Raw genomic sequence first — 26,117 nt, 5'->3', positions numbered from 1 at the left:
ATCGGGGCCTAGGCCCCCACCGCCGCGGGCTCGTCCGCGGCCGGCACGCCGCGGCCCGCGAGCCGCTCGCGCCAGGCGGCCAGTACGGCCTCCTCGGTCGGCTTCGTCGCCAGCGACACCACGACATACGCCGCCAGCGAGGCCAGCAGCCCGTAGTAGACGGGCTCGTTGGCGAGAATGCCGTAGGACGCCATCAGGGCGATGACGGCGAGGCCGCCGACGGCGACGGAGGCGAGCGCGCCCTGCACGGTGCCGCGCTTCCACAGCAGTCCGCCCAGGATCGGGACCAGCAGTCCGCCGACGAGCAGGTTGTAGGCGACGGTCAGCGCCTCGACCACGTTGTTCAGCGCGATGGCCGTACCGATCACGCCGACCCCCATGATCAGGATGAAGGCGCGGTTGCCCTTGACCTCGTCGTGCGCGCCCTCGTCCCGGCGCACGACACCGCGCAGCCGCGACCAGATGTCGTTGTTGGCGACGGTCGCACACGCGATGAGGGCGCCGGAAGAGGTCGACATCACCGCGGCGAGGGCGGCGGCCAGGACCAACCCCCGTACTCCGACGGGCAGTTCCTGCTTGACGATGGTCGCGAACGCGTCGTCCGGGCTGCTCAGCTTCGGGAAAAGCACCTTGGCGGCGGTGCCGATTACGGCGCCGGCGAGCGCGTACGCCAGACAGTAGGTGCCGGCGACCGTGCCGCCCCACTTGGCCGTCGTGTCGCTGCGGGCGGTGAACACGCGCTGCCAGATGTCCTGCCCGATGAGCATGCCGAACGTGTAGATGAGGACGTAGGTGAAGATCGTCTCGCCGCCGATGCCCAGCGGGTCGAAGTACGTGGTCGGCAGCTTGGCCTTCATCTCGCTGAAGCCGCCCGCCCGGACGACCGCGATGGGCAGCAGCAGAAGCAGGACGCCGATGGTCTTCACCACGAACTGCACCATGTCGGTGAGCGTGATCGACCACATGCCGCCGAGCGTCGAGTAGGCGACGACGATGGAGCCGCCCAGGATGATCGCGACGGTCCGGTTCATGTCGAAGAGGACGTCGAAGATGGTGGCGTAGGCGATCGTCGAGGTGACCGCGAGCATGAGGGTGTACGCCCACATGACCAGGCCCGAGATCACGCCGGCCCGGCCGCCGTACCGCAGGTCGAGCATCTCGGAGACGGTGTAGACCTTCAGGCGGGCGATGCGCGCGGAGAAGAAGACGGACAGCGCGAGCAGGCCGAGGCCGATGGTGAACACCATCCAGGCGCCGGAGAGGCCGTACTGGTAGCCGAGGCCGACGCCGCCGATGGTGGACGCGCCGCCGAGGACGATCGCGGCCATGGTGCCGGAATACATGGCGGGTCCGAGGCGGCGGCCCGCCACCAGGAACTCGCTCTTGGACTTGGCGCGGCGCATGCCCCACCAGCCCATGGCCAGCATGCCGGCCAGATAGACGACGATCACTGTGTAGTCGACGGCCATGTGGGGCCCTCCTTCGCATACATCCCGGTGGCGTGTCGTGCAGTTACCTGGGGAGTCCTGGGGACAGGGACGTCGGCAGCGGATCGCGGGGACATCCGCCCGTACCCGCGGCTGCCGGTCTGGAGAGACATTAAGTGGCCGGAAAGAGACTGCGAAGTGTACGTTTCATCCATCAAACCCGAGTGCGATGGAGGAACCGTCCACCATGCCGGACCCGTCGTACCCGGCCGCTCCGGCGGTACCGCCCACGCCACCGGTACCGCTGTCGTCCCTGCTCGCCCGGGAGGACCTGGCCCTGCGGCAGATCGCCGGGCCGACGGACCCCGGCATCGTGATCCACTGGGCGCACACCTCGGAGATGGCCGACCCCTACCCGTACCTGCTGGGCGGTGAGCTGCTGCTCACGGCGGGCGTCCACATCCCCGAGGCGGCCGGCTCGGGGACGTACTTCGACGACTACGTCTCCCGGATCGTGGCGGCGGGCGGCGCGGCGCTCGGTTTCGGCCTGGCCCCGGTCCACGACACGGTGCCGCGGGCACTGGTCGCGGCCTGCGACCACTACGGACTGCCGCTGCTCGAGGTGCCGCCGCAGACCACCTTCTCGGGTGTGGCCCGGGCGGTGTGGCAGCTGATGGCCCAGGCCCGCCTCGCGGAGCTGCGCCGTGTCACGGAGGCTCAGCAGAGCCTGGCCGCGGCGGCGGCCCGCCCCGACCCGGTGCCCTCGGTGCTGCGGCAGCTCGCCCAGCGGGTGGGCGGTCGGGCGGTCCTGTACGGACCGGACGGCGTGGAACTGGCCGGGGCGGGGCGCGCCGCCGAACCGGTCGCACGGGCGCTCGCGGAGCTGACGGAGGTGGTGCGGCCGGGAGCCGCGGCCGGGTCCACCCCCTCCTCCGCCGCGGACACCGTCGCCGGTACGCATCTCGCCGCCTACTCCCTCGGCTCCGGACAGGGCTTCGCGCTGGGGGTGGCCTCCCCGCGGCGCGACCCCGGGGACCACACCATCGCCTCGGTCGCGGCGGTCCTTCTCTCCCTCCTCACCGGGGAACACCACAGCGGCAGCGGGGCGGCGCGTTCGTCGGCGCTGGTCCGGCTGCTGCTCGGGGCGCCGGTGGCGCAGATCGCTCCGCTGCTCGGCGGGGAGCGGTGGACGGTGGTGCAGGCCCGGCCCGCCGGGGACGGCCCCCCACCGGACGCCCTGGCCGCCTCCGCGCTCGGCGCCGCGCTCGGATCCCCGCTGGTCGACCTCGGGGACGGGGTCGTACGGGTCCTGGTCCCGGCCGACCGCGAACCGACTTCGCAGCCCGGCTGGATCCTGGGCGTGAGCGCTCCCGGGGGCCCGGGCGAGTGGCCCGCCGCCGACGCGCAGGCGGCCCGTGCCCTGGCCCGCGCCCGCGCGACCCGTGCTCCGCTGGTGCGCCACGGCGCGCGCACGGGCCTGGCCGACCTGGTCCCCGCCCAGCAGGCCGAGCAGCACGCCCGCGCCCTGCTCGCGCCGATCGCCGGGACGCCCGCGCTGGTCGAGACCCTGCGCACCTGGCTCTCCCTGCACGGCAGCTGGGACCGCACGGCGGTCGCCCTGTCGGTCCACCGCAACACCGTGCGGCAGCGCATCACCCGCTGTACGGCGCTGCTGGAGGCCGACCTGGACGACCCGGACGTACGGATGGAACTGTGGTTCGCGTTGCAGCAGATGAGGCAGGGCTGAGAAGACTCCCCCGCGCCGAGTGACACGCGTCCCAGGGGGCGGAACAGCGGCCGGCCCGGCGGGGCGCCCCGGCAGAATGGGTGCCATGCCGATACCCGGGATCCCCAGCCGCGCCGAGCTCGTCGACCACCTCGTACGGACCCGTATCGCGGGCGACGTCGCCACGCCCCGTGAGAACAACCTCTCCCACTACCGCAAGCTCTCGAACGGCGACCGCTCCTACTGGCTCGGCCTGGAACTGGGCGACCGCTGGAACGACGAGCAGGACGTGCTCGCGGTGATGGCGGAGCGCTGCGGTGTGCACGACGACCCCGAGTACCGCTACGGCCAGGACACCATCGACCCGGAGCTGACCGTCGACGCCCTGGAGCGCCTGGCGGCCCGCCTGCGCAAGGCCGCCGACAGCCGGCAGCGCGTGCTGCTGGCCACCGGTCACCCCGGGGGGCTTCTCGACGTCCACCGCGCCACCGCTGCCGCCCTGCGCGCCGCCGGCTGCGAGATCGTCGTCATACCGGACGGGCTCCAGACGGACGAGGGATACGTCATGCAGTTCGCCGACGTGGCCGTGCTGGAGCACGGCGCCACCCTCTGGCACACGCACTCCGGCGAGCCGATGCGCGCGGTCCTGGAGGGCCTTCAGGCCGAGGGCCGCCCGCTGCCCGACCTGGTGGTCGCCGACCATGGCTGGGCGGGCTGCGCGGGTCAACTGGGCCTCGACTCCGTCGGTTACGCCGACTGCAACGACCCGGCCCTCTTCCTGGCGGAGGCCGAGGGCACCGTCCAGGTCACGGTCCCCCTCGACGACCACGTCACAAGCCCGCGCCACTACGACCCGCTGACGGCCTACCTGCTGAACGCGGCGGGGCTGGCCTGACCGGTCCGATCACGGCGTGCCGGAGGCGCCCCACGGGCCCGGGCGCGCACCGGGCCCGTTCTCCGCGGAGCCGTCACCACGGAACGCGGAGCACGCCCTCCTGGATCACCGAGATCGCCAGACGGCCGTCCTGCGTGTAGATGCGGGCCTGGCCGAGGCCCCGGCCGCCGTACGCGGAAGGGGACTCCTGGTCGTAGAGCAGCCACTCGTCGGCCCTGAACGGGCGGTGGAACCACATGGCGTGGTCGAGGGAGGCCCCGACGACGTCGCCGACGGCCCAGCCGCCGCGCCCGTGCGCGAGCAGCACCGAGTCGAGGAGCGTCATGTCGGAGACGTACGTCGCGAGGACCACGTGCAGCAGGGGGTCGTCCGCGAGCTTGCCGTTGGTGCGGAACCAGACCTGGGAGTGCGGCTCGCGGGGCTCGCCGAACCTCCCGTACGGCGGCTCGTCGACGTAGCGCAGGTCGATCGCCTCGCGGGCCTCCAGGAACCGCTCCACCACCTGGGGGTCCAGGTGGTCGTAGGAGCGCAGCCGTTCCTCGGAGGTGGGCAGGGTGACCGGGTCGGGCGCGGGCGGCATCGGGGCCTGGTGGTCGAGGCCCTCCTCGTGCGTCTGGAACGACGCGGACAGCCCGAAGATCGGCTTGCCGTGCTGCACGGCGACGACCCGCCGGGTGGTGAAGGAGCGGCCGTCGCGGAGGCGGTCGACGTTGTAGACGATGGGTGCGCCCGGGTCCCCCATGCGCAGGAAGTACGCGTGGAGGGAGTGGGCGAGGCGGTCCCCGGAGACCGTGCGCCCGGCGGCGACCAGTGCCTGGGCCGCGACCTGTCCGCCGAAGACGCGGGGGACGACGGCGGACCGGGACCGGCCGCGGTAGATGTCCTCCTCGATCTGCTCCAGGTCGAGCAGATCGAGGAGATCCTGTAGTGCCTGACTCATGGGGTCAGTTGTATCCACCGGTCGTTGCGCGCGGCTTACAGGCCCATGTCCTTGGCGATGATCGACTTCATGATCTCGCTGGTGCCGCCGTAGATGCGGTTGACGCGGTTGTCGGCGTACAGGCGGGCGATCGGGTACTCGTTCATGTAGCCGTAGCCGCCGTGCAGCTGGAGGCATCGGTCGATCACGCGGTGGGCGACCTCGGTGCAGAACAGCTTGGCGCTCGCGGCCTCGGCGGGGGTGAGCTCGCCCGCGTCGAGGGCTTCGAGCGCGCGGTCGGCGACGGCCTCCGCCGCGTCCACCTCGGCCTGGCAGGCGGCCAGCTCGAACTTGGTGTTCTGGAAGTGGGCGACCGGCTTGCCGAAGACGGTGCGCTCCTGCACGTACTGCTTGGCGAACCGGACGGCGGCCTTGGCCTGCGCGTAGGCGCCGTAGGCGATGCCCCAGCGCTCGGAGGGCAGGTTGGCGCCGAGATAGTAGAAGCCCTTGTTCTCCTCGCCGAGCAGGTCCTCGAGGGGCACCTTCACGTCGACGAAGGCCAGCTCGGCGGTGTCGGAGGTCTTCAGGCCGAGCTTGTCGAGCTTGCGGCCGACCGAGTAGCCCTCGGACTTGGTGTCGACGGCGAACAGCGATATGCCGAAGCGGCGGTCCTCGGCCGTGGGCGCCGAGGTGCGGGCGCAGACGATGACCTTGTCGGCGTGCACACCGCCGGTGATGAAGGTCTTGGCGCCGTTCAGGACGAAGTGCGTGCCGTCCTCGGAGAGCTTGGCGGTGGTCTTCATGCCCGCGAGGTCGGAGCCGGTGCCCGGCTCGGTCATCGCGATGGCCCACATCTCCTCGCCGGAGACGAACTTCGGCAGGAAACGCTTCTTCTGCTCGTCGGTGGCGAGCATCTTGATGTACGGCAGGGCGAGCAGCACGTGCACACCGGAGCCGCCGAAGTTCACGCCCGCACGGGCGGTCTCCTCGTACTGGATCGCCTCGAACTTGTGCGTCTCCAGGCCGGCGCCGCCGTACTCCTCGGGCACGTTGATGCCGAACAGGCCCAGCTCGGCGAGCTTGTAGTAGAACTCGCGCGGCGCCTGCCCGGCGGCGAACCACTCGTCGTACACGGGGACGACCTCGGCCTCGATGAAGGCACGCAGGGTCTCCCGGAAAGCCTCGTGATCCTCGTTGAACACCGTACGGCGCACCGCGCCACCTCCACCTGGTCTGTCTAAGCGCTTGCTCAGACTTCACCGTACCGGCGGGTACGAACCGTCGTCCAGAGCAACCAACGCGTAACGCTCGTCACGCTTGCGGAGCAGCCGGCTCAGTCCGTCCCGGCCGCCTCGAACGCGCCCCTCGCCATCCGGTGCAGCAGCTGCGCCGTCACGCCGCGGCCCGGGAGCGCTCCCGGGCGTCCCAGGTGCGGTGTCGAGTTGAGCAGGCCGAACACCGAGTGCACCGCCGAGCGGGCGGCCGGCTCGGCCAGGCCGGGGTAGACCTCGCGGACGATCTCCACCCACAGTTCCACGTACTGCCGCTGCAGCTGCCGCACCAGCTTGCGGTCGCTGTCGCGGAGGCGGTCCAGCTCCCGGTCGTGCAGGGTGATCAGGGGACGGTCGTCGAGCGCGAAGTCGATGTGCCCCTCGATCAGCGAGTCGAGGACCGCCCCGCAGTCGCGGTCCGCGGAGTCCCCTCCGGCCTCGGCGACCCGCCGTCTGGCCCCGGTCAGCAGCTGCCCGCTGATGCCCACGAGCAGCTCGGCGAGCATCGCGTCCTTGCCCGCGAAGTGCCGGTACAGACCGGGCCCGCTGATGCCGACCGCGGCTCCTATCTCGTCGACGCCGACGCCATGGAAGCCGCGCTCGGCGAACAGCCGCGCGGCCTCCTTCAGGATCTGCTCGCGACGGGTGGGGGCGTCGGTTCTCGTGGCCATGAAAACAATTCTAGACAGGGAGGTTAGCGGTCGTTAACCTGAAGGAAATGCGTTAACGCTCATTAACAAGGTGAGGGGACCGCAGGATGCAGGAGGCACCGGAGCTGACGAGCGCGGCTGACCCCGCGTCGGAGGCCTGGCGGGCCAACGAGGAGGCGCACCGCGCCCTGGGCGAGGAGCTGCGCGCCAAGCTGGCCGCGGCCCGGCTGGGCGGCGGCGAGAAGGCTCGCGCGCGTCACACGGCGCGCGGCAAGCTGCTGCCGCGCGACCGCGTGGACACCCTGCTGGACGCGGGGTCGCCCTTCCTCGAGCTGGCGCCCCTCGCGGCCGACGGGATGTACGACGGGCAGGCCCCGGCCGCCGGGGTGATCGCGGGGATCGGGCGCATCAGCGGCCGCGAGTGCGTGATCGTCGCCAACGACGCCACGGTCAAGGGCGGCACGTACTACCCGATGACGGTGAAGAAGCACCTGCGCGCCCAGGAGGTGGCGCTCGAGAACCGCCTCCCCTGTGTGTACCTGGTCGACTCCGGAGGCGCCTTCCTGCCCATGCAGGACGAGGTGTTCCCCGACCGGGAGCACTTCGGACGGATCTTCTACAACCAGGCCCGGATGTCGGGCGCGGGGATCCCCCAGATCGCCGCCGTGCTCGGGTCCTGCACGGCCGGCGGGGCCTATGTCCCGGCGATGAGCGACGAGGCCGTGATCGTGCGCAACCAGGGCACGATCTTCCTCGGCGGCCCGCCCCTGGTGAAGGCGGCCACCGGCGAGGTGGTGAGCGCCGAGGAGCTGGGCGGCGGGGAGGTCCACTCGCGGGTGTCCGGTGTGACGGACCACCTGGCGGAGGACGACGCGCACGCGCTGCGGATCGTGCGGACCATCGTCTCCACGCTCCCCGCGCGCCGGGAGCTGCCCTGGGAGGTCGTCCCGTCCGTCGAGCCGAAGCTCGATCCCTCCGGGCTGTACGGCGCGGTCCCGGTCGACTCCCGCACGCCATACGACGTACGCGAGGTCATCGCGCGCGTGGTGGACGCCTCCCGCTTCGCCGAGTTCAAGGCGGAGTTCGGGCAGACCCTCGTCACCGGCTTCGCGCGCATCCACGGCCACCCGGTCGGGATCGTCGCCAACAACGGCATCCTGTTCTCCGAGTCCGCCCAGAAGGGCGCCCACTTCATCGAGCTGTGCGACCAGCGCGGCATCCCGCTGGTGTTCCTCCAGAACATCTCCGGCTTCATGGTCGGGCGGGACTACGAGGCGGGCGGCATCGCCAAGCACGGCGCCAAGATGGTCACGGCGGTCGCCTGCACCCGCGTGCCGAAGCTCACGGTCGTCGTCGGCGGCTCGTTCGGCGCGGGCAACTACTCGATGTGCGGGCGGGCCTATTCGCCGCGCTTCCTGTGGATGTGGCCGAACGCCAAGATCTCGGTGATGGGCGGCGAGCAGGCCGCGTCGGTCCTCGCGACCGTCAAGCGCGACCAGTTCGAGGCGCGCGGGGAGACCTGGCCCGCGGAGGAGGAAGACGCCTTCAAGGCCCCGATCCGCGCCCAGTACGAGCGCCAGGGGAACGCGTACTACGCGACGGCCCGCCTGTGGGACGACGGTGTGATCGACCCGCTGGAGACCCGGCAGGTGCTGGGACTGGCCCTGACGGCATGCGCCAACGCGCCTCTGGGTGAACCCCAGTTCGGCGTCTTCAGGATGTGAGGGGGACCATGTTCGACACAGTGCTCGTGGCCAACCGGGGCGAGATCGCCGTGCGCGTCGTCCGCACGCTGCGGTCGATGGGCGTGCGCTCGGTGGCCGTCTTCTCCGACGCGGACGCCGACGCCCGCCACGTCCGGGAGGCCGACACGGCGGTCCGGATCGGTCCGGCGCCCGCGGCGGAGAGCTATCTCTCGGTGGAGCGGCTGCTGGAGGCCGCCGCCCGGACCGGGGCCCAGGCGGTGCACCCCGGGTACGGCTTCCTCGCGGAGAACGCCGGGTTCGCGCGCGCGTGCGCGGAGGCGGGCCTGGTCTTCATCGGCCCTCCCGCGCAGGCGATCTCCCTCATGGGCGACAAGATCCGCGCCAAGGAGACGGTGCGGACGGCCGGGGTGCCGGTCGTGCCCGGGTCGAGCGGGAGCGGCCTCACGGACGAGGAGCTGGCCGCGGCGGCCCATGAGATCGGCGTGCCGGTGCTGCTGAAGCCGAGCGCGGGCGGCGGCGGCAAGGGCATGAGGCTCGTCCGGGATCCGGCCGTGCTGGCGGACGAGATCGCCGCCGCCCGCCGCGAGGCCCGTGCCTCCTTCGGCGACGACACGCTCCTGGTGGAGCGCTGGGTCGACCGTCCCCGCCACATCGAGATCCAGGTCCTGGCCGACGGCCAAGGGAACGTGGTGCACCTGGGCGAGCGCGAGTGCTCCCTCCAGCGCCGCCATCAGAAGATCATCGAGGAGGCCCCCAGCGTGCTCCTCGACGAGGCCACGCGCACCGCGATGGGCGAGGCGGCGGTTCAGGCGGCCCGCTCCTGCGGGTACGAGGGTGCGGGCACGGTGGAGTTCATCGTGCCGGGCGGTGATCCCTCCTCGTACTACTTCATGGAGATGAACACCCGCCTCCAGGTGGAGCACCCGGTCACCGAACTGGTCACGGGCCTGGACCTGGTGGAGTGGCAGCTGCGGGTGGCGGCGGGAGAGCCGCTGTCCTTCGGGCAGAAGGACATCACGCTCACCGGGCACGCCGTCGAGGCCCGTGTCTGCGCCGAGGACCCGGCCCGCGGCTTCCTCCCGTCCGGCGGCACCGTGCTGGCGCTGCGCGAGCCGCAGGGGGAGGGGGTGCGCACCGACTCGGGTCTGACCGAGGGCACCGAGGTCGGCAGCCTGTACGACCCGATGCTGTCGAAGGTCATCGCCTACGGCCCCGACCGCGCGACCGCGCTGCGCAAGCTGCGGGCGGCCCTGGCGGGAACCGTCACCCTCGGCGTGCAGACCAACGCAGGGTTCCTGCGCCGTCTGCTGGCCCATCCGGCGGTCGTGGCGGGCGAACTGGACACCGGTCTGGTGGAGCGGGTGGTGGACACGCTCGTCGCGGCGGAGGTGCCACCCGAGGTCTACGAGGCCGCGGCGGCCGTACGTCTGGAGGCGCTGAAGCCGCGCGGCGAGGGCTGGACCGACCCGTTCTCCGTGCCGAACGGCTGGCGGCTCGGCGGCGAGGCCCGGCCGGTGGCGTTCCCCCTGCGGGTGTCCGACCCCGTGGAGTACGCCCCGCGGGGCACCCACACCGTCACCCAGGACTCGGTGTCCGTCGTCCTGGACGGCGTACGCCACACCTTCCACCGGGCGGGCGACTGGCTGGGCCGCGACGGGGACGCCTGGCACGTACGCGACCACGACCCGGTCGCCGCGTCGCTCACGAGGGCGGCGCACTCCGGCACCGAGTCGCTGACCGCGCCCATGCCCGGCACGGTCACGGTGGTGAAGGTGGCCGTCGGGGACGAGGTGACGGCCGGGCAGAGTCTGCTGGTGGTCGAGGCGATGAAGATGGAGCACGTCATCTCCGCCCCGCACGCCGGGACCGTCGCCGAGCTGGATGTCGCCCCCGGCACGACGGTCGCCATGGACCAGGTGCTGGCCGTGATCGCACCGCACGAGGACGAGCGCGACGAGCCCGAGGACCGCGAGCACCGCCCGGACATCCACGAGGACGTCCGCGAGGACACGGAGGCGGGGAAATGACCGCTCGGCAACTGCCCATGGTCGTACCGTCCGAGGACCTCCCCCCGAGGGTCAGGATCCACGAGGTCGGCGCGCGCGACGGCCTCCAGAACGAGCAGCGCACGGTCCCCACGGAGGTGAAGGCGGAGTTCATCCGCCGGCTGGCCGACGCGGGCCTGACCACCATCGAGGCCACCAGCTTCGTCCACCCCAAGTGGGTGCCCCAACTCGCCGACGCCGAGCAGCTGTTCGAGCTTGTGAGCGACCTGCCGGTGGCGCTCCCGGTCCTCGTGCCGAACGAACGCGGCCTGGACCGGGCCCTCGCGCTGGGCGCCCGCCGGATCGCCGTCTTCGCCAGCGCCACCGAGTCCTTCGCCAAGGCCAACCTCAACCGCACGGTGGACGAGGCCCTGGAGATGTTCGAGCCGGTGGTCCGGCGCGCGAGGGACCGGAAGGTGCACGTCCGCGGCTATCTGTCCATGTGCTTCGGCGACCCCTGGGAGGGCGCGGTCCCCATCCACCAGGTCGTCCGTGTCAGCAAGGCGCTGATGGACATGGGCTGCGACGAGCTGAGCCTGGGCGACACGATCGGCGTGGCGACGCCGGGCCACGTCCTGGACCTGCTGTCCGAGCTGAACGAGGAAGGCGTGCCGACCAGCGCCATCGGCGTGCACTTCCACGACACCTACGGCCAGGCCCTCGCCAACACCCTGGCGGCGCTCCAGCACGGCGTGACGACGGTCGACGCCGCCGCGGGCGGCCTCGGCGGCTGCCCGTACGCCAAGTCCGCCACCGGAAACCTCGCCACCGAGGACCTGGTGTGGATGCTTCACGGCCTCGGTATCGACACCGGGATCGACCTCGGCCGGCTCACCGCCACGAGCGTGTGGATGGCCGCCCACCTGGACCGGCCCAGCCCGTCCCGCACCGTCCGAGCCCTCTCCCACAAGGAGTGAACCCATGGACCACCACCTCTCCCCCGAACTGGAGGAACTCCGGCGCACGGTCGAGGAGTTCGCTCACGACGTCGTGGCGCCCAAGATCGGCGACTTCTACGAGCGCCACGAGTTCCCGTACGAGATCGTCCGCGAGATGGGCCGTATGGGCCTGTTCGGGCTGCCGTTCCCGGAGGAGTACGGCGGCATGGGCGGCGACTACCTGGCTCTGGGGATCGCCCTGGAGGAACTCGCCCGGGTGGACTCCTCGGTGGCCATCACCCTGGAGGCGGGCGTCTCCCTGGGCGCCATGCCGGTCTACCGTTTCGGCACGGAGGACCAGAAGCGGGAGTGGCTCCCGCGGCTGTGCTCCGGCGAACTCCTGGGCGCCTTCGGCCTGACGGAGCCGGACGGCGGCTCGGATGCGGGCGCCACCCGTACGACGGCCCGGTTGGACACGGAGACCGACGAGTGGGTGATCAACGGCACCAAGTGCTTCATCACCAACTCGGGCACGGACATCACCGGCCTGGTCACGGTCACGGCGGTGACGGGCCGTACGCAGGACGGCCGGCCGGAGATCTCCTCGATCATCGTCCCGTCCGGCACGCCCGGCTTCACGGTGGCGGCCCCCTACTCGAAGGTGGGCTGGAACGCCTCCGACACCCGTGAGCTGTCCTTCGCGGACGTGCGCGTCCCGGCCGCGAACCTGCTGGGCGAGGAGGGCCGCGGCTACGCCCAGTTCCTGCGCATCCTGGACGAGGGCCGGATCGCGATCTCGGCGCTGGCGACGGGCCTGGCGCAGGGCTGTGTGGACGAGTCGGTGAAGTACGCGAAGGAGCGCCATGCGTTCGGCCGCTCGATCGGCGCGTACCAGGCGATCCAGTTCAAGATCGCCGACATGGAGATGAAGGCTCACACGGCCCGCCTGGCCTGGCGCGACGCCGCGTCCCGCCTGGTCTCCGGCGAACCCTTCAAAAAGGAGGCGGCCCTGGCGAAGCTCTACACGTCCACGGTCGCCGTCGACAACGCCCGCGAGGCCACCCAGATCCACGGTGGCTACGGCTTCATGAACGAGTACCCGGTGGCCCGCATGTGGCGTGACTCCAAGATCCTGGAAATCGGCGAGGGCACGAGCGAGGTCCAGCGCATGCTGATCGCCAGGGAGCTGGGGCTCGCGGGCTGAGCGGCCCGGAGCGGCAGCCTGAAGCAGCTTGGACCATGGGCTGCGCGACGACGCGCGATCGCCGAGGAACTCACGGCGTACGCGGAGCGCCTGGAGGGGGCCTGGACATGGAGATCGGCCCGTCCGGCCCCTTCCTCGCGAGGACGGGCCCGTCGAAGCGCCATGAGGTCGCGGCACGCCGCCTCTGCCAGCTGTCGGACGAGCAGCTGCTCACCACCCACCCCGGCCGACTCTGACCTCGCCACCCTGGACAAGAAGTGAGGTTAGGCTAACCTACCTTCGACTCGCCCGGCGGATGTTCCGCCCCGTTCGAAGGCAGCACACTCATGTCCAATGCCCGTGCCACCCGTCTCACCCGTCGCGGAATCCTCGCCGCCGGCGGCGCGCTCGGCCTCGGTGCCGCGCTCGCGGCCTGCGGCGACGACAGGGGCAAAAACGGCGGCTCGGAGAGCGGGAAGGGCGCGGCCGAGGCCGGCCCCTGGTCGTTCAAGGACGACCGAGGGCAGACCGCGAAGGCGGACAAGGTCCCGGCGAGCATCGTCGCGTTCGTCGGCGTCGCCGCCGCGCTGCACGACTACGGTGTCGGCGTGAAGGGCGTCTTCGGCCCGACGAAGACCAAGGACGGCAAGGCCGATGTCCAGGCCGGCGACCTCGACATCGGCAAGGTCACGGTCCTCGGAAACGAGTGGGGCCAGTTCAACATCGAGAAGTACGCGGCCCTCGCCCCCGACCTGCTCGTCAGCACCATGTTCGACGACGCCGGGACGCTCTGGTACGTCCCGGAGGAGTCCACGAAGAAGGTCCTCGCCGTCGGCGCCCCCAGCGTCGGCATATCCGTCTACGACCGCCAGATGACCGAGCCGCTCCAGCGGATGCTGGCACTCGCGAAGTCCCTCGGCGCGGACACGACCTCCTCGACGATCACCCGGGCGAAGAAGCGGTTCGAGGACGCGGCCGCCCGGCTGCGCGCGGCCACCAAGGCCAACCCCGGCATCAAGGTGCTGGCGGGCTCGGCGAGCCAGGACGTCTTCTACGTCTCCGGCTCCAACCTCTCCGTCGACCTGGAGTACTTCGAGGCCCTCGGCGTGAACTTCGTCGAGCCGTCCCCCTCCGTACTGAAGGCCAGTGGCGGCTGGTTCGAGAATCTGAGCTGGGAGAACGTCGACAAGTACAAGGCCGACGTCATCATGATGGACAACCGCAGCTCGGCCATCCAGCCCGCCGACATCACCGAAGCGACCTGGAAGAAGCTCCCCGCGGTCAAGGCGGGCCAGGTCATCGCCCGCAACCCCGAGCCGATCCTGTCGTACGACAAGTGCGCCCCGCTACTCGAGGACCTCGCCAAGGCCATCGAGACGGCCGAGAAGGTCGGCTGACCCGGCCCTCCTCGTCCCAGCCGGCCTCTCCCTTCCTCTCCCAGGAGCCCGCTCCGGAGGAGCCCCGCCCCCCTGGAACCCCGCCCCTCGGGAGCCCCGCCCCCTCAGGAGCATCGATGACGACGGCCGTAGCCGCCCCGTTCCGTTTCTTCTCCCTCCAGGTCGTACGGACGAGACGGGTCGGCCCGTCCGTCGTCCGTGTCACCTTCGCGGGCGACGACCTGCGCGCGTTCCACTCCCACGGACGTGACCAGAGCCTGTCCCTCTTCCTTCCGCATCCCGGCCAGAGCGAGCCCGCCGTGCCGATCGAGCTCGGCGAGGCCTGGTGGCAGGGCTGGCGCGAACTGCCCGACGACGTACGGGCGGTGATGCGCTCGTACACCCTGCGGGCGCTGCGCCGCGAACCCGACGAGATCGACATCGACTTCGTGCTGCACGGCGTGGAGCCGGGCGCCTCCGTCCCGGCGGGTCCGGCCTCGCTCTGGGCCTCCCGTGCCACCGCCGGTGACCGCGTGGTCCTGATGGGCCCGGCGGTCGCGGACAACCGCGCGATCCGCTTCCGCCCGCCCGAGGACACCGACCTGGTGGTGATCTGGGCCGACGAGACCGCCGTCCCCGCCGCGTCCGCGGTCCTCGAGTGGCTGCCCGTGGGCACGCGTGCCCACGTCTGGCTGGAGGCCGGGCACGCCGGTGACATCCAGGACCTCGCGACCGAGGCCGACGCCGAGGTCACCTGGCTCACGGACGGGACGGGCTCCCCCACCGCGCTCGAGGTGCTGCGCGGCGCCGAACTCCCCGACGCGCGGGCCCCGTACGTCTGGATCGCGGGCGAGTCCGGCCACGTCAAGGAGCTGCGCCGGCACTTCGTCGGCGAGCGCGGGATCGACCGTCGGCGCGTCACCTTCGTCGGCTACTGGCGGCAGGGGATGAGCGAGGAGCAACTGCGTACCGAGGAGTGACGGCGCTCACCGGAAGGTGCGGTTTCCGGAGATCGAACTTAGGTTAGGCTAACCTAAGTTTCATGGCGACTCCGCCCCTCTCCCGTCCCGCACGGACTGTCCCCACCCGGAGGACCCCACATGCGCACGCACCTGCTCAATGACCTCACCGCGGAGCACTACCGCCGCTCCGTGACCGAAGGAGTAGAGCGGGTGGCCGCCAAACTCGCCGCCACCGAGCGTCCGTTCACCGGCGTCACGGTGGACGCCCTCGCCCCCCGTATCGAGGGGATCGACCTGGACCGCCCGCTGCACGACACCACCGCGGCCCTGGACGAGCTGGAGGAGCTGTACCTCCGCGACGCCGTCTACTTCCACCACCCGCGCTACCTCGCCCACCTCAACTGCCCGGTCGTCATCCCGGCCGTGCTCGGTGAGACCGTCCTGTCCGCCGTCAACTCCTCGCTCGACACCTGGGACCAGTCGGCCGGCGGCACCCTCATCGAGCGCAGGCTCATCGAGTGGACCGCCGGGCGCATCGGCTTCGGCCCCGCCGCCGACGGGGTGTTCACCTCCGGCGGCAGCCAGTCCAACCTCCAGGCGCTGCTGCTGGCCCGCGAGGAGGCCAAGCCGGGGTGGGACACCTCCGACGCCCTCGCCAGGCTGCGGATCTTCGCCTCCGAGGCCGGCCACTTCAGTGTGCAGAAATCGGCGAAACTGCTCGGTCTGGGCCCGGACGCCGTGGTCACCGTCCCGGTCGGCCGCGACAAGCGCATGCAGACCGTCGCCCTCGCCCACGAGCTGGAACGCTGCGTCGCGGACGGCCTCATCCCGACGGCCGTCGTGGCCACCGCCGGAACCACCGACTTCGGCTCCATCGACCCGCTGCCGGAGATCGCCGAGCTGTGCGCCCGGTACGGCACCTGGATGCACGTGGACGCCGCCTACGGCTGCGGACTGCTCGTCTCACCCGGCCGCCGCCGTCTCCTCGACGGCATCGAGCGCGCCGACTCGGTCACCGTCGACTACCACAAGTCCTTCTTCCAGCCGGTGAGTTCATCGGCCGCACTGGTCCGGGACGCCTCCACGCTGCGCCACGCCACCTACCACGCGGACTATCTGAACCCCCGCCGCATGGTCACCGAGCGCATCCCCAACCAGGTCGACAAGTCCCTTCAGACCACCCGCCGCTTCGACGCCCTCAAGCTGTGGATGACCCTGCGCGTGATGGGCGCCGACGGCGTCGGTGCCCTCTTCGACGAGGTCTGCGACCTGGCGCGGGAGGGCTGGAAGCTGCTGGCCGCCGACCCCCGCTTCGACGTGGTCGTCGAGCCGCAGCTGTCCACGCTCGTCTTCCGCTACGTCCCGGCGGCAGTGACCGACCCCGCCGGGATCGACCGCGCGAACCTGTACGCCCGCAAGGCCCTCTTCGCCTCCGGCGACGCCGTGGTCGCGGGCACCAAGGTCGCCGGCCGCCACTATCTGAAGTTCACCCTGCTCAACCCCGAGACGACGGCGGACGACATCGCCGCCGTACTCGATCTGATCGCCGGCCACGCCGAGCAGTACCTGGGAGAGTCCCTTGACCGCGCTTCCTGACGCCCCCGACCCCACCCACGACTTCGTGGGGATCGGACTCGGCCCCTTCAACCTCGGCCTCGCCTGCCTCACCGAGCCGATCGACGGACTCGACGGCGTCTTCCTGGAGTCGAAGCCCACCTTCGAGTGGCACTCCGGGATGTTCCTGGAGGGCGCCCACCTCCAGACCCCGTTCATGTCCGACCTGGTCACCCTGGCCGACCCCACCTCCCCGTACTCGTTCCTCAACTACCTCAAGGAGCGCGGGCGGCTGTACTCGTTCTACATCCGCGAGAACTTCTATCCGCTGCGCGTCGAGTACGACGACTACTGCCGCTGGGCGGCCTCGAAGCTGAGCTGCGTCCGCTTCGGCACCACGGTCACGGAGGTGACGTACGAGGAGCAGGACGCGGTGTACGTCGTCCACACGCGGGACGGGGACGTCTACCGGGCCCGCCACCTGGTCCTCGGCACCGGCACCCCGCCCCATGTCCCCGAAGCCTGCCGCGGTCTGGAAGGCGACGTCATCCACAACTCCCGCTACCTGGACCACAAGCACCAGCTCCAGACCAAGGAGTCCATCACCCTGGTCGGCAGCGGCCAGTCCGCCGCCGAGATCTACCACGACCTGCTCGGCGAGATCGATGTCCACGGCTACCGGCTGAACTGGGTGACCCGCTCCCCGCGCTTCTTCCCGCTGGAATACACCAAGCTCACCCTGGAGATGACCTCCCCGGAGTACATCGACTACTTCCACGCCCTGCGCGAGGGGACCCGCTACCGCCTGTGCGAGCAGCAGAAGGGCCTGTTCAAGGGCATCGACGGCGATCTGATCGACGAGATCTTCGACCTGCTGTACCAGAAGAGCCTCGACGGGCCGGTGCCCACCCGGCTGCTCACCAACTCCGCGCTCACCAGCGCCCGTCACGAGGACGGCACATTCACCCTCGGCTTCCGCCAGGAGGAGCAGGAGAAGGACTACGAGCTGCGCTCCCAGGGACTGATCCTCGCGACCGGCTACCGGTACGTCGAACCGGAGTTCCTCAAAGCGGTCCGCGACCGCCTGCGCTACGACGCGCACGGCAACTTCGACGTGGCCCGCAACTACAGCGTCGACGTGACGGGCCGGGGCGTGTTCCTCCAGAACGCCGGTGTCCACACACACAGCATCACCAGCCCCGACCTGGGCATGGGCGCCTACCGGAACGCGTACATCATCCGGGAGCTGCTGGGCGCCGAGTACTACCCCGTCGAGAAGACCATCGCCTTCCAGGAGTTCGCGGCATGAGCACGACCACCGGTGCCGTCGGCACCCTCACCTTCCGCCCCCTCGACCCCCTCAAGGACGCCGAACTCCTGCACGACTGGGTCACCCACCCGAAGGCGGCCTTCTGGATGATGCAGCAGGCCCGGCTCGAGGACGTCGAGCGCGCCTACATGGAGATCGCGGCCGACCGGCACCATCACGCCTTCCTCGGGCTGCACGACGGCGAGCCCGCCTTTCTGATGGAGCAGTACGACCCCGCCCACCGGGAACTGGCCGGCCTGTACGAGCCCCGGCCCGGCGACGTCGGCATGCACTTCCTCGTCGCCCCCACCGACCGGCCCGTGCGCGGGTTCACCCGGGCCGTCATCACCGCCGTGCTGCGGCGCCTGTTCGGGGACCCGGCCACCGAACGGATCGTGGTCGAACCCGATGTGCGCAACACGGCCGTGCACGCCCTGAACGCGGCGGTCGGATTCGTGCCCGAACGCGAGATCCACAAGCCCGAGAAGACCGCGCTGCTCAGCTTCTGCACCCGCACGCAGTTCGAGCGGGCGGTGACGGCATGAGCCTGTCCGACGCCGTCGCCCACCTCTCCCCCGAGCGCTGGGAGCGGGCCAACCGCCTCCTCATACGCAAGGCGCTGGCCGAGTTCGCGCACGAGCGGCTGATCACCCCCGAGCTCGGGGACGACGGCCACTACGTCGTCCACAGCGACGACGGGCTCACCCGCTACCGGTTCAGCGCCACCCTCCGCGCCCTCGACCACTGGCAGGTCGACCCCGAGTCGATCACCCGCCATCGCGAGGGCACCGAACTGCCGCTCTCCGCCCTGGACTTCTTCATCGAGCTGAGGACGTCCCTCGGACTGAGCGACGAGATCCTGCCCGTCTACCTGGAGGAGATCTCCTCCACCCTCTCCGGCACCTGCTACAAGCTCAGCAAGCCGAAGGTCACCTCCGCCGAGCTGACCCGGAGCGGGTTCCAGGCCATAGAGACCGGGATGACCGAGGGCCACCCCTGCTTCGTCGCCAACAACGGGCGGCTCGGCTTCGGCATCCACGAGTACCTGTCGTACGCGCCCGAGACCGCGAGCCCCGTCCGGCTCGTGTGGCTGGCGGCGCACCGCTCACGGGCCGTGTTCACGGCGGGCGCGGGCATCGCCTATGAACCCTTCATACGGCAAGAGCTGGGGGCCGCGACCCTCGAACGCTTCCACCGGCGGCTCACCGACCAGGGCCTGGACCCGGCGGACTACCTCCTCATGCCCGTCCACCCGTGGCAGTGGTGGAACAAGCTCACCGTCGCCTTCGCCGCGGAGGTCGCCCGGCGGCACCTGGTCTGCCTCGGCGAGGGCGACGACACGTACCTGGCCCAGCAGTCCGTACGGACCTTCTTCAACCGCGACAACCCCGGCAAGCACTATGTGAAGACGGCCCTGTCCGTGCTCAACATGGGCTTCATGCGCGGTCTCTCGTCCGCCTACATGGAGGCGACCCCGGCGATCAACGACTGGCTGCACGGGCTGATCGAGAGCGATCCGGTGCTGAAGTCGACCGGCCTGACGATCCTGCGCGAGCGGGCGGCCGTCGGCTACCGCCATCTTGAGTACGAGGCGGCCACCGACCGCACCTCCCCCTACCGCAAGATGCTCGCCGCCCTGTGGCGCGAGAGCCCGGTCGCCTCGCTCCAGGAGGGCGAGACGCCGGCGACGATGGCCTCCCTCGCCCATGTCGACCACGAGGGCGCCTCCTTCGCGGGGGCGCTGATCGAGCAGTCGGGGCTCGCCCCGGCCGAGTGGCTGCGCCACTATCTGCGGGCCTACCTCACCCCGCTGCTGCACAGCTTCTACGCCTACGACCTGGTCTTCATGCCGCACGGCGAGAACGTCATCCTCGTCCTGAAGGACGGCGTGGTGCGGCGCGCGGTCTTCAAGGACATCGCCGAGGAGATCGCGGTGATGGACCCGGACGCGGTGCTGCCGCCGGAGGTCGCCCGGATCCGGGTGGAGGTGCCCGAGGACCGTAAACTCCTGTCGGTCTTCACGGACGTCTTCGACTGCTTCTTCCGCTTCGTCGCGGCGAACCTCGCCACCGAGGGCGTCCTGGAAGAGGAGGGCTTCTGGCGCACGGTCGCCGAGGTCGTCCGCGAGTACCAGGACGCGAACCCCCACCTCGCCGAGCGGTTCCGGCAGTACGACCTGTTCGCCCCGGAGTTCGCCCTGTCCTGCCTCAACCGGCTCCAGCTGCGCGACAACCGGCAGATGGTGGATCTCGCGGACCCGTCGGGGGCACTCCAGCTGGTCGGGACCCTGAGGAACCCGATCGCGGGCGGCTAGTAGTGCTTGGTCAGGTTCGTATGGGGGTGGCGGCACCCCGGTGTACGGTCCACCGGGGTGCCCGTCGTCGTCCCGCGGACCCGGACCTACCGCGTGGGCCAGGGCACCTGAGGCGAGCGGTAGTACCCGATCCCCAGCGCCTCCCAGCGCGGCCCCTGGGCCGCGAGGCGCACCCGGTACGCGTCCCAGTCGTGCGTGGCGGCCGGCGACCAGCCGAGCTCGGCAACGCCCGGCAGCCGCGGGAAGGCCATGTAGTCGATGTCGGCGTCGGTGACGATCGTCTCGGACCACAGCGGCGCCTCGACGCCGGCGATCGCCGAGGCCGGCGCGCCGGGAAGGTAGCTGCCCGGGTCCCAGTCGTAGGAACGCTCGACCTCGACCAGTCCGGCCCAGTCCTGTCCGAGCGGCGTGTCCTCGGTGTACTTCATGTCGAGGTAGACCCGGTCCGCCGGGGACAGGATCAGCCCGGTGCCGTTCCGCGCCGCCTGGGCGACCTGGGCCTTCTCCGCCGCGCTGGTGTCGTCGAGGCCCCAGTACTGGGCGAGCGCGCCCTTCACGGGGTGCGCTCCGGTCAGCTGGTGCCAGCCGATCACGGTCTTGCCGTACTTGGCGACGAGCGGCTGCACCCGGTCCATGAAGGTCACATAGTCGTCGTGGCTGGTGGAGTGCGCCTCGTCGCCGCCGATGTGGAGGTAGCGGCCCGGGGTGAGGGCGGCCAGTTCCCGCAGGACGTCGTCCACGAAGTCGTACGTCACCGCCTTCGATACGCACAGCGAGCTGAAGCCGACATCGGTGCCGGTGTAGAGCGGGGGCGCGACACCGTCGCAGTTCAGTTCGGCGTACGAGGCGAGGGCGGCGTTGGTGTGCCCCGGCATGTCGATCTCGGGGACGACCTCGATGTAGCGGGAGGCGGCATGGCGGACGATCTCCCGGTACTGCGCCTTGGTGTAGTAGCCGCCCCGGCCGCCGCCGACCCGGGTCGAGCCGCCGTAGGTCGCAAGGCGCGGCCAGGAGTCGACGGCGATGCGCCAGCCCTGGTCGTCGCTCAGATGCAGATGCAGGGTGTTGATCTTGTAGAGGGCCAGTTCGTCGATGTAGCGCTCGACTTGGGCGACGGTGAAGAAGTGGCGGGAGACGTCGAGCATCGCGCCGCGGTAGGCGTAGCGCGGGGAGTCCGAGACGGTGCCGCCCGCGATCGTCCACGGGCCGGGCTGCACGGTCTTCCTCTCGACGGCCGCGGGCAGGAGCTGACGTAGGGTCTGGACGCCGTGGAAGAGCCCGGCGGGGCGGCGGGCGGTGATGGTCACGCCCCGGGCGCCGCTCGCGATCCGGTAGCCCTCGTCGCCGAACGGGCCGCTGCCGAGGGTCAGTCGGATACCTCCGGCACCGCCCGTGGTGACCGGCAGGCGGTAGCCGGTGGAGGGACGCAGGAGGCCCGCCAGGTACTCGCCGACCCGGCGGGTCTCGCGTGTGCCGTCCACCCGGATGCGCGTGTCCCGGGTTATCTCGTACGGGGATCCACCGGCCTCGGCCGAGGCCGGTGCCGGGACCACCCGGTCGAAGGGGGTGGTGCCGCGGGCGGCCGCGGCGGGCCGGGCGTCGACGCCGACGCCGAGGCTGAGTGCGGCCGTCGCGACGAGCAGCAACGTTCCGAGGATGCGGGGCGTTCTGTGGTGCTGTGACACATGCGCTCCCTTCCACGAGTGTTCGCGGGCTCGTCGGGCCCGCGCCCAATGGGTATAGACCACTCTCTCGCACGGCGAGCGGAACGATCCCCCCTCGTGGCGGAAATCATCCGGAAGGACGCAGAAGGCTGGGTGAACTCGCCGTTCTGCCGGGCGCGTTGGCGGGCTTTCCGGTCGAGCGGGGCGGGCATGACGCACCAGCTGAACGGACGGGGAGCTCACGATGGCCGGACATGCGGTCCTCACACGCAGGTGAGGACCGCATGCCGTAGCCGCGCCCCGCCTTCCGGGCGCGGTGTGGCCCTACTTCGCTCGCCGCGCCACCGTGAAGTGGTCCACCTGGTCACCGGACTCGGCGATGCCGCGCACCTTCAGCGTGGCGTAGCGGCCCCTGGACGCGGGCGTGACGTCGACGCGCAGGAACGAGTAGTTGAGGTAGCGCACGCGCGACCAGGTGACCGTCTCGTTCTGCTTGCCTTCCTTGACATTGATGAACGAGGGCACGGACTCGACCTCGTTCTCGTGTCCCTCGTACGACAGCGGGGCGCTGAACGCGTACAGGCTGCGACCCGCCGCGCCCGCCGTCACGTACACCACGCCCTCGGTCTCGGGGTAGGCCGTACCGCCGATCGGGAGCTTCTTGGCGACCGCGCCCGCCTTGATGACGTCGGTGCGCTCGTACTGGTGGTTGTGGCCGTTGATGACCAGGTCCACGGTGTACTTCTCGAACAGCGGCACCCACTCCTGGCGCACGCCCCCCTCCGAGGCGTGCGCGGTGGAGGTGCAGTAAGCGCAGTGGTGGAAGAAGACGACGATGAAGTCGACGTCCTGGCTCGCCCGGTACTTCTTCAGCTGCGCCTCGAGCCACTTGGTCTGGGTGCCGCCGGAGATGCCGAGGTTGGCCGGGATCTCGAAGGAGATGTCGTTGGCGTCCAGCGAGATGACCGCGGTGTTGCCGTAGACGAAGGAGTAGACGCCCGGCAGGTTCGTCTTGTCGGGGCCGTTGTCCGGCAGGGTCCAGCGGGCCTCCTCGCCGCCGTAACCGTTGGGCGAGTACCAGGCCTCCATGTCGTGGTTGCCGTACGCCGGCATCCACGGGACCTGCTTGGCGACCGACTCGGTCTGGTACAGGAACTGGTCCCACACGCGCGAGTCGAAACCGGTGTCGGAGGTCTTGCCCTGGCCCGCCGGGTCGCCGTAGGCGATGTCGCCGGCGTGCAGGTGGAAGGCCGGGTTCTGGCCGAGCAGCAGGCTGTTGTTGGCCAGGGCGTGGTAGCTGACGCCCTCGTCGCCGAAGGCGGTGAAGGTGAACGGCTCCTTGTCGGCGGGAGCGGTGGTGAAGGTGCCGAGGGTGCCGAGCAGGTGCCGCTCGGCCGGGTCGAAGCCCGCGTGGCCGACGCCGTAGTAGTAGGTCCTGCCGGGGCGCAGGTTGGTGAGCTGTGCGTGCAGGTAGTACTGGGTGTGGTCGCCGCTGGCGCCGACGCCCGCCGGGGTGTAGAGGGTGCGGACCTCGGCGGGGATCTTGCGGGAGAGGTCCGAGGGGTGGGCGCCGACGCGGATGAACGGCTTCTTCACGGCGACCGGGACCTGCCAGGAGACGGTGATCTCGGTGCGCGGGTCGTTACCGAAGGCGAGATGACGGCCGAAGGGGGCGACGAGGGCGCCGTCGACCGTCTCGGTAGCGGGGGTCGTGCGCAGGCCCGGGTCGGCGGCCTGGGCGGTGGCGCCCGGCACGAACGCGCCACCGGTGACGGCGCCCAGGGTGACGGCCCCGCCCCTGATCATGGTGCGCCGGGAGAATCTCCTGCGCAGGTACTCGTGCTGCTCCGCCATGCCCATGCGGGCGGCGAGCTCTTCAGGTACTCCCATACGAGGTGTGTCCATGTGGCCTGAACTTCCCCCACGTAGGAAACGTGGCGCAAGACACAGGATGGACAGCCATCGAACAGGGACCCATGGAAGTTTCAACGGACGTCTGCCCGAAATCGGGCACCATTCTTGCGATTCCGCCGCTCGTGCCGCAGGATCTACCGGGTGCACGACGAACTTGTTGATCATCTGACGCGGTCCACGACCCTCAGCCGGGGCGAGGCGCTGCGCGTGGTCCAGGACGTGCTCGCCTACTTCGACGAGACGACCGAGGAGTTCGTCCGTCGCCGCCACCGTGAACTCCAGGCCCAGGGACTGGTGAACACGACGATCTTCGAACGGATCGAGGCGGATCTGAGGTACCGCGCGGTCGCACCGCCCGAGCTCACGCTCCGACAGCTGCGCCGCATCGTCTACGGCTGAGCCGCTCCTGAGACGCCGTAGACCACCTCACCACAAGTTCATCACAATGGGGACGAAGGGAATTAAGGACACATATGTGCGGAATCGTCGGATACATCGGTAAGCGCGACGTGGCCCCGCTGCTGCTGGAGGGTCTTCAGCGGCTGGAGTACCGCGGCTACGACTCCGCGGGCATCGTCGTCACGTCCCCCAAGACGGCCGGCCTGAAGATGGTGAAGGCCAAGGGCCGGGTCCGCGACCTCGAGGCCAAGGTCCCCGCGCGCTTCAAGGGCACCACCGGTATCGCCCACACCCGTTGGGCCACCCACGGCGCCCCCTCCGATGTGAACGCCCACCCGCACATGTCGGCCGACCACAAGGTCGCCGTCGTCCACAACGGCATCATCGACAACGCCTCCGAGCTCAGGAAGAAGCTGGAGGCGGACGGCGTCGAGTTCCTCTCCGAGACCGACACCGAGGTCCTCACCCACCTCATCGCCCGCTCCCAGGCCGAGACCCTGGAGGAGAAGGTCCGCCAGGCGCTGCGGGTGGTCGAGGGCACGTACGGCATCGCGGTGATGCACGCCGACTTCGCCGACCGCATCGTGGTCGCCCGCAACGGCTCCCCGGTCGTGCTCGGCATCGGCGAGAAGGAGATGTTCGTCGCCTCCGACGTCGCCGCGCTGGTCGCCCACACCCGCCAGATAGTGACGCTGGACGACGGCGAGATGGCCACGCTCAAGGCCGAGGACTTCCGCACGTACACCACCGAGGGCACCCGTACGACGGCCGAGCCGACCACCGTGGAGTGGGAGGCCGAGTCGTACGACATGGGCGGCCACGACACGTACATGCACAAGGAGATCCACGAGCAGGCCGAGGCCGTCGACCGTGTGCTGCGCGGCCGCATCGACGACCGGTTCTCCACCGTCCACCTGGGCGGCCTCAACCTGGACGCCCGCGAGGCGCGCGCGGTGCGCCGGGTGAAGATCCTCGGCTGCGGTACCTCGTACCACGCCGGCATGATCGGCGCCCAGATGATCGAGGAGCTGGCCCGCATCCCGGCGGACGCCGAGCCCGCCTCCGAATTCCGTTACCGCAACGCGGTCGTGGACCCCGACACCCTCTACGTGGCGGTCTCCCAGTCCGGTGAGACCTACGACGTACTGGCCGCCGTCCAGGAGCTGAAGCGCAAGGGCGCGCGGGTGCTCGGCATCGTCAACGTCGTCGGCTCGGCGATCGCGCGTGAGGCGGACGGCGGCATGTACGTCCACGCCGGCCCCGAGGTGTGCGTGGTCTCCACCAAGTGCTTCACCAACACCACCGTCGCCTTCGCGCTGCTCGCGCTGCACCTCGGCCGCACCCGGGACCTGTCGGTGCGCGACGGCAAGCGGATCATCGAGGGCCTGCGGAAGCTGCCCGAGCAGATCTCCGAGATCCTCAAGCAGGAGGAGGAGATCAAGGAGCTGGCGGAGCAGTTCGCGGACGCCCGCTCGATGCTCTTCATCGGCCGGGTGCGTGGCTACCCGGTGGCCCGCGAGGCCTCGCTGAAGCTGAAGGAGGTCTCGTACATCCACGCCGAGGCCTACCCGGCCTCCGAGCTGAAGCACGGCCCGCTGGCGCTGATCGAGCCCGCCCTGCCGACAGTCGCGATCGTGCCGGACGACGACCTGCTGGAGAAGAACCGCGCGGCCATGGAGGAGATCAAGGCCCGCAGCGGCCGGATCCTCGCGGTCGCCCACCGGGAGCAGGAGAAGGCCGACCACACGATCGTGGTCCCGAAGAACGAGGACGAGCTGGACCCGATCCTGATGGGCATCCCGCTTCAGCTCCTCGCGTACCACACGGCACTGTCGCTGGGCCGGGACATCGACAAGCCGCGGAACCTGGCCAAGTCGGTCACGGTGGAGTAACCGCTCCCCCCGCCTCTCACGACGTGAACGACC

At 70.6% G+C, this 26,117-nt stretch carries 21 protein-coding genes; 15 read left to right on the top strand and 6 right to left on the bottom strand.

Features of this window, described 5'->3' with window-relative positions; genetic code table 11:
• Window positions 1–8 precede the first annotated feature (8 nt).
• Window positions 9–1,469: a sodium:solute symporter gene (locus tag ABZ823_RS01110; RefSeq protein WP_361652316.1), complete on the bottom strand. Its 1,461-nt coding sequence runs from the start codon at window positions 1,467–1,469 to the stop codon at window positions 9–11.
• Window positions 1,470–1,674: 205 nt separating this feature from the next.
• Here ABZ823_RS01110 and ABZ823_RS01105 point away from each other — a divergent pair, with 205 nt between their 5' ends.
• Together ABZ823_RS01105 and ABZ823_RS01100 are read left to right on the top strand one after the other, a co-directional pair.
• Complete coding sequence (locus ABZ823_RS01105) at window positions 1,675–3,174, top strand: PucR family transcriptional regulator ligand-binding domain-containing protein (RefSeq protein WP_361652314.1); 1,500 nt, start codon at window positions 1,675–1,677, stop codon at window positions 3,172–3,174.
• An 85-nt stretch (window positions 3,175–3,259) separates the two neighbouring features.
• Window positions 3,260–4,048, top strand: coding sequence for a phosphatase (locus tag ABZ823_RS01100; RefSeq protein WP_361652312.1), 789 nt, complete (start codon window positions 3,260–3,262; stop codon window positions 4,046–4,048).
• A gap of 73 nt (window positions 4,049–4,121) precedes the next feature.
• Here ABZ823_RS01100 and ABZ823_RS01095 read toward each other — a convergent pair whose 3' ends face one another.
• From ABZ823_RS01095 to ABZ823_RS01085, 3 genes are all read right to left on the bottom strand, one after another.
• The gene (locus ABZ823_RS01095) at window positions 4,122–4,988 is read right to left on the bottom strand and encodes an acyl-CoA thioesterase II (RefSeq protein ID WP_361652310.1); all 867 of its coding nucleotides are present in this window, start codon (window positions 4,986–4,988) and stop codon (window positions 4,122–4,124) included.
• Between the two features lie 35 nt (window positions 4,989–5,023).
• Window positions 5,024–6,181: an acyl-CoA dehydrogenase family protein gene (locus ABZ823_RS01090; protein WP_361652308.1), complete on the bottom strand. Its 1,158-nt coding sequence runs from the start codon at window positions 6,179–6,181 to the stop codon at window positions 5,024–5,026.
• 119 nt (window positions 6,182–6,300) lie between these two features.
• Window positions 6,301–6,909 (bottom strand): TetR/AcrR family transcriptional regulator, encoded by a 609-nt coding sequence (locus ABZ823_RS01085; RefSeq protein ID WP_361652305.1) that lies wholly within the window; start codon window positions 6,907–6,909, stop codon window positions 6,301–6,303.
• Window positions 6,910–6,995: 86 nt separating this feature from the next.
• Here ABZ823_RS01085 and ABZ823_RS01080 point away from each other — a divergent pair, with 86 nt between their 5' ends.
• The 11 genes from ABZ823_RS01080 to ABZ823_RS01030 all read left to right on the top strand — a co-directional run bounded on the left by ABZ823_RS01080 (window position 6,996) and on the right by ABZ823_RS01030 (window position 20,215).
• Complete coding sequence (locus ABZ823_RS01080; RefSeq protein WP_361652303.1) at window positions 6,996–8,612, top strand: carboxyl transferase domain-containing protein; 1,617 nt, start codon at window positions 6,996–6,998, stop codon at window positions 8,610–8,612.
• An 8-nt stretch (window positions 8,613–8,620) separates the two neighbouring features.
• Window positions 8,621–10,621, top strand: coding sequence for an acetyl/propionyl/methylcrotonyl-CoA carboxylase subunit alpha (locus ABZ823_RS01075; RefSeq protein ID WP_361652301.1), 2,001 nt, complete (start codon window positions 8,621–8,623; stop codon window positions 10,619–10,621).
• Window positions 10,618–11,556 carry a hydroxymethylglutaryl-CoA lyase gene (locus ABZ823_RS01070; RefSeq protein ID WP_361652299.1) on the top strand — a complete coding sequence of 313 codons (939 nt, stop codon included), beginning with the start codon at window positions 10,618–10,620 and terminating at the stop codon, window positions 11,554–11,556. Before ABZ823_RS01075 ends, ABZ823_RS01070 begins: the two co-directional genes overlap by 4 nt.
• A gap of 4 nt (window positions 11,557–11,560) precedes the next feature.
• The gene (locus tag ABZ823_RS01065; protein WP_361652297.1) at window positions 11,561–12,721 is read left to right on the top strand and encodes an acyl-CoA dehydrogenase family protein; all 1,161 of its coding nucleotides are present in this window, start codon (window positions 11,561–11,563) and stop codon (window positions 12,719–12,721) included.
• A gap of 107 nt (window positions 12,722–12,828) precedes the next feature.
• Window positions 12,829–12,957: a hypothetical protein gene (locus ABZ823_RS01060; protein ID WP_361652295.1), complete on the top strand. Its 129-nt coding sequence runs from the start codon at window positions 12,829–12,831 to the stop codon at window positions 12,955–12,957.
• 90 nt (window positions 12,958–13,047) lie between these two features.
• Window positions 13,048–14,097, top strand: a complete 1,050-nt coding sequence (locus tag ABZ823_RS01055; protein WP_361652294.1) for an ABC transporter substrate-binding protein — start codon at window positions 13,048–13,050, stop codon at window positions 14,095–14,097.
• A gap of 116 nt (window positions 14,098–14,213) precedes the next feature.
• Window positions 14,214–15,056, top strand: a complete 843-nt coding sequence (locus ABZ823_RS01050; RefSeq protein WP_361652293.1) for a siderophore-interacting protein — start codon at window positions 14,214–14,216, stop codon at window positions 15,054–15,056.
• A 120-nt stretch (window positions 15,057–15,176) separates the two neighbouring features.
• Window positions 15,177–16,634, top strand: a complete 1,458-nt coding sequence (gene desA, locus ABZ823_RS01045; RefSeq protein WP_361652292.1) for a lysine decarboxylase DesA — start codon at window positions 15,177–15,179, stop codon at window positions 16,632–16,634.
• Window positions 16,618–17,901, top strand: coding sequence for a SidA/IucD/PvdA family monooxygenase (locus ABZ823_RS01040; RefSeq protein WP_361652291.1), 1,284 nt, complete (start codon window positions 16,618–16,620; stop codon window positions 17,899–17,901). Before desA ends, ABZ823_RS01040 begins: the two co-directional genes overlap by 17 nt.
• Window positions 17,898–18,446, top strand: a complete 549-nt coding sequence (locus ABZ823_RS01035; RefSeq protein WP_361652289.1) for a GNAT family N-acetyltransferase — start codon at window positions 17,898–17,900, stop codon at window positions 18,444–18,446. Before ABZ823_RS01040 ends, ABZ823_RS01035 begins: the two co-directional genes overlap by 4 nt.
• A complete protein-coding gene (locus ABZ823_RS01030) occupies window positions 18,443–20,215 on the top strand; it encodes an IucA/IucC family siderophore biosynthesis protein (protein WP_361652287.1) in 1,773 nt (590 codons plus the stop codon). Before ABZ823_RS01035 ends, ABZ823_RS01030 begins: the two co-directional genes overlap by 4 nt.
• A gap of 86 nt (window positions 20,216–20,301) precedes the next feature.
• Here the strand turns inward: ABZ823_RS01030 and ABZ823_RS01025 are convergent, their stop codons facing one another.
• Window positions 20,302–21,900 carry a beta-N-acetylhexosaminidase gene (locus tag ABZ823_RS01025; RefSeq protein ID WP_361652285.1) on the bottom strand — a complete coding sequence of 533 codons (1,599 nt, stop codon included), beginning with the start codon at window positions 21,898–21,900 and terminating at the stop codon, window positions 20,302–20,304.
• Window positions 21,901–22,203: 303 nt separating this feature from the next.
• Window positions 22,204–23,769: a metallophosphoesterase family protein gene (locus ABZ823_RS01020; protein WP_361652283.1), complete on the bottom strand. Its 1,566-nt coding sequence runs from the start codon at window positions 23,767–23,769 to the stop codon at window positions 22,204–22,206.
• A 165-nt stretch (window positions 23,770–23,934) separates the two neighbouring features.
• Between ABZ823_RS01020 and ABZ823_RS01015 the strand changes: the two genes are divergently transcribed.
• Entirely contained in the window at window positions 23,935–24,192 is a 258-nt protein-coding gene (locus ABZ823_RS01015; RefSeq protein WP_361652281.1) for a hypothetical protein, read from the top strand.
• A gap of 74 nt (window positions 24,193–24,266) precedes the next feature.
• Complete coding sequence (gene glmS / locus ABZ823_RS01010) at window positions 24,267–26,084, top strand: glutamine--fructose-6-phosphate transaminase (isomerizing) (RefSeq protein ID WP_361652279.1); 1,818 nt, start codon at window positions 24,267–24,269, stop codon at window positions 26,082–26,084.
• Window positions 26,085–26,117: the final 33 nt, after the last annotated feature.

Origin of the sequence: Streptomyces sp. NPDC047079, from assembly GCF_040643755.1 — a bacterium.
GTDB lineage: Bacteria > Actinomycetota > Actinomycetes > Streptomycetales > Streptomycetaceae > Streptomyces.
Note: the sequence above shows the minus strand (reverse complement) of the source record. Positions and strands in the feature narration are given on the sequence as shown.